General features: G+C 37.7%; 3 protein-coding genes. All 3 read right to left on the reverse strand.

The features are described from left to right. On the reverse strand, positions 1–662 hold a 662-nt coding region (nusA, locus tag ACRCJ0_RS13240), incomplete at its 3' end, for a transcription termination/antitermination protein NusA (RefSeq protein ID WP_431390718.1). 30 nt (positions 663–692) lie between these two features. Continuing rightward, positions 693–1,169 carry a ribosome maturation factor RimP gene (gene rimP, locus ACRCJ0_RS13245; protein ID WP_431390719.1) on the reverse strand — a complete coding sequence of 159 codons (477 nt, stop codon included), beginning with the start codon at positions 1,167–1,169 and terminating at the stop codon, positions 693–695. 143 nt (positions 1,170–1,312) lie between these two features. Beyond that, on the reverse strand, positions 1,313–1,816 hold a 504-nt coding region (locus ACRCJ0_RS13250; protein WP_431390720.1), incomplete at its 5' end, for a P-II family nitrogen regulator.

Raw genomic sequence — 1,816 nt, forward strand, 5'->3', positions numbered from 1 at the left:
TCAACAGTACCGTCGAAAATCTCAGGTACTTCTTGTTCAAATAGACGTTTCAATAGACTTGGGTGGCTACGAGAAACATAGACTTGTGGCCCTTTAGTCGTATTTTCAACACGTTCTACGTAAACTTGTACACGCTCGTGTGGTTGGAAAGTTTCATTTGGAATTTGACCTTCTGGTGGGATAACGGCTTCGATTTTACCTAAGCTAACATATACATAACGACGGTCTTGACGCTCAACAATACCTGTCAAAATATCATCTTCGTAGTCAATGTATTCGTTGTAGATAATTGAACGTTCAGCTTCACGAACTCGTTGCATGATCACTTGTTTTGCAGTTTGTGCAGCAATTCGACCGAAATCTTTAGGCGTAACTTCAAATTTGATCTTGTCGCCAATTTCATATGCACTGTTTAAGTCATGAGCATCTTCAAGCGATACTTCAAGTTGTGAGTCCATCACTAGATCAACAACTTCTTTCACTGCGAATACTTCTATACTACCTTTTTTTACGTCAAATTTTACTTCGACATTTTGTGCTTGCTGGTAGTTACGTTTATAAGCTGAAACTAAAGCAGCTTCTAAAGCTTCCAAAATGACTTCTTTTGAAATGCCCTTTTCATCTTCAAGCGCTTCGAAGGCTCTTAACATTTCTTTACTCATCTAAATTCCCTCTTTCAAAAATGATAAATTTTAAAATTCAATGGCCAATCTGATTAACGATACATTTGATTTTTCTACAGTGACTGCCACTTTACGTGTTTTGTCATTTGTTTCAACTTCATATGCATCATTTGATACAGAAAGTAGACGGCCTTGAATATTTTTTTGACCATCAATGGCTTGATAGAATGACAAGAATACCCATTCACCGATTGCAGCTTGGACATCGTCATCATTTTTCAATGGACGTTCTGCACCAGGAGATGATACTTCAAGGTAATAAGCTTGCGGGATTGGGTCTGTTTCTAATTGATCAACAGCTTCAGAAATATGTTCACTAACTGTGACACAATCCTCTATTGCGATGCCACCACCTGGTTTATCCACGTAAATTCTTAGGAACCAAGATTTCCCTTCTTTAACAAATTCGATATCAAACAATATAAAGCCTAAGTCTTCAATAATTGGTTGAACGATTTCTTGCATTTGGTCTGTTACTTTAGCCATATTTCCCCTCGCTTTTCTTATTTTCACCTTATTACCATGAAAAAAGTGAGCGTCACCGCTCACTCCACCACTGTCTTCTTTCTACTTAGACAGTATAACATATGGGAGCTTGATTCGCAATAATTGTTGCTATCAAGCGATTTTTACAAGTTCTGAACCAAACCTGTAACTTGGTTAACTGGAATTGAAAAGACAACACCGCTACCTGGTTGATCTAAGTCCATTGCGGTACGAATACTTTCAGATACTGGATGGACTTTTTCAGCTTCAACTACTAACAGAACGATTTCTTTTTCTGGTTGAATTTCAATATTGAATAGTTTAGAGATTTCAGTTGTACCTGTTCCACGACCGTGAAGAATGGTTGCACCTTTAGCACCCTCTTTACGGGCAGCTGCAACAACATCATCACCTGAATCGCGGTCGACAATTGTTACTAATAGTTGATACTCACTCATATTTTCACCTTTTTCTTCAAATGCCCGATTAAATAAACGACTACCACAAACGCTTGATGTATCTGCTGAGAACAGGATACCCAAGCCTTTCTTGTCTAATTTCATTTTCTCAGTGATTTTTTCGTGAATGTCACTTTCGAATTCCTTAGGAGCTAATGTAATCATCAATTCTTTCTTAGATTCATCAAG

Source organism: Aerococcus sp. L_32 (assembly GCF_050689315.1).

Bases quoted from the DNA above. Each gene is read 5' to 3' on its own strand.
- rimP (WP_431390719.1), bottom strand. From the start codon at position 1,169: ATGGCTAAAGTAACAGACCAAATGCAAGAAATCGTTCAACCAATTATT.